Source organism: Curtobacterium sp. B8 (assembly GCF_000333315.1).
Classification (GTDB): Bacteria; Actinomycetota; Actinomycetes; order Actinomycetales; family Microbacteriaceae; genus Curtobacterium; species Curtobacterium luteum.
Window position 1 is genome coordinate 1 of sequence record NZ_BACW01000030.1, and the last position, 1,695, is coordinate 1,695.

At 75.1% G+C, this 1,695-nt stretch carries 1 protein-coding gene and 1 pseudogene; both read right to left on the bottom strand.

Going from position 1 to position 1,695, the window contains the following annotated elements:
- The coding region (locus I59_RS00945) for an N-acetylglucosamine kinase (RefSeq protein WP_022902270.1) at window positions 1-994 on the bottom strand (994 nt) is incomplete at its 3' end.
- Window positions 991-1,695: pseudogene (locus tag I59_RS00950) on the bottom strand (6-phospho-beta-glucosidase); the annotation flags it as partial. The pseudogene I59_RS00950 and the gene I59_RS00945, both read right to left, overlap by 4 nt.

Genomic DNA, 1,695 nt, shown 5'->3' on the forward strand with positions numbered 1-1,695 from the left:
GGTCCGGACGGCCCCCGACGGACTCGAGCGCAGCGAGGCCCGCCCCGAGCACCGGCGGAGCCGTGACCCACGTCGGGACCGCACCCGGCACACGCTCGGCGAACCCGGCGACGACCGGCTCCACGAGCAGCGGGTGCCGAGCCGCGAGGACCCCGCCGCCGAGCACGATCGGCACCTCGGACCCCGCGCCGCCGAGCCCGAGCCGCTCGAGGGCCACCGAGGCCATGAGGACGATCTCCTCGGCCTGCCGCTCGACGACCGACCGCGCGACCGCGTCCCCGGCCCCGGCGACCTCGAACAGCAGCGGGCAGAGTCGACCCACCGCCCCCGGGTCGATGCGGCCGAAGTGGAGGCCCTCGGTGACCTCGCGGACGCTCCGCATCCCGAGCGACCGGGGGACCGCGTCCATCAGCGCCGTCGCCGGGCCCCGGCCGTCCTCGGCGCGTGCGGCGTGCCAGAGTGCCCGGTTCCCGAGGTAGGCGCCGCCGCCCCAGTCGCCGGAGACGTCCCCGATCGCCGGGTAGCGGACGGTCGCCCCGTCGGCCCGGACGGCGAGGGCGTTGATTCCCGTGCCGCAGACGAGCGCGGCGGCGTCGGGGGAGAGGGTCCCCGCCCGGAGGAGCGCGAACAGGTCGTTGTCGAGGACGTCGGGGGCGCCGCCGTCCTCCGACCAGTGCGCGAGCGCCGCCTCGGCAGCGACGAGTTCGTCGTGCAGGTCGAGCCCTGCGAGGTAGACGTGGGTCGTCCGGACCTCGCGGGTGCCGATCTCGTCGAGCACCCGGGCGCGGACCTCGTCGAGCACCGGACCGACCTCGGCCCATCCCCGGGTCTGCGGGTTCGTCCCGGGGCCGCGGGCGTGGGCGACGAGGCTGCCGTCGAGGGCGATCGCGACGACGTCGGTCTTGCTCCCGCCGCCGTCGACCGCGAGGACGACGTCGTCGGACTCGAGGTCGAGGCCCCTCGGGACGCGGACCACGTCGTCCGCGGTGGTCACCGGGCCCCCGCGAGGGTGCTCGCCGACGCACCGTCGGCCGCAGCGCCGCCGCGCGCCCAGGGGATGAGGTCGGCGTTGGCGGCGAGGAGCAGGTCGGTGAGCCGCTCCGCCTTGTCGACCTGCCCGACCAGCGGGTGCGCCCACATCGCGCGGAGGACCCGGTCGCGTCCGCCGTGCACCGCGGCCTCGAGGGCGAGGCGTTCGTAGCCGGCGACGTGCGACACGAGCCCGGCCATGTCCGGCGCGAGGGGCTCGACCGGCAGCGGGGTGATCGTCTGCCGGGTGACGCGTGCGGGGACCTCGATGACGTGGTCGTCGGGGAGGAACGGGAACGTGCCGTCGTTCCGCACGTTGAGGACCTGCACGTCGCCGCGGTCACCGAGGATCGAGGAGAGCACGTCGATCGCGGCCTCGGAGTAGTACGCCCCGCCGCGCTGCTCGAGTTCGGCGGGCTTCGTGACGACCGACGGGTCCGCGTACTTCGTGAGCAGGGCACGCTCGGTGTCCATCACGGCCTCGGCGCGGGTGCGTTCGTGCAGCTGTTCCTCGAGCACGACGTCGTGGGCGTAGAAGTAGCGGAGGTAGTACGAGGGCACCGCGTGCTGCAACCGGATGAGGTCGGCGGGCATGTGCACGCTCTCGGCCATCCGCTCGAGGGCTCCAGTGCCGAGGGCTTCAGTGCCGAGGGCTCGGGTGCCGAG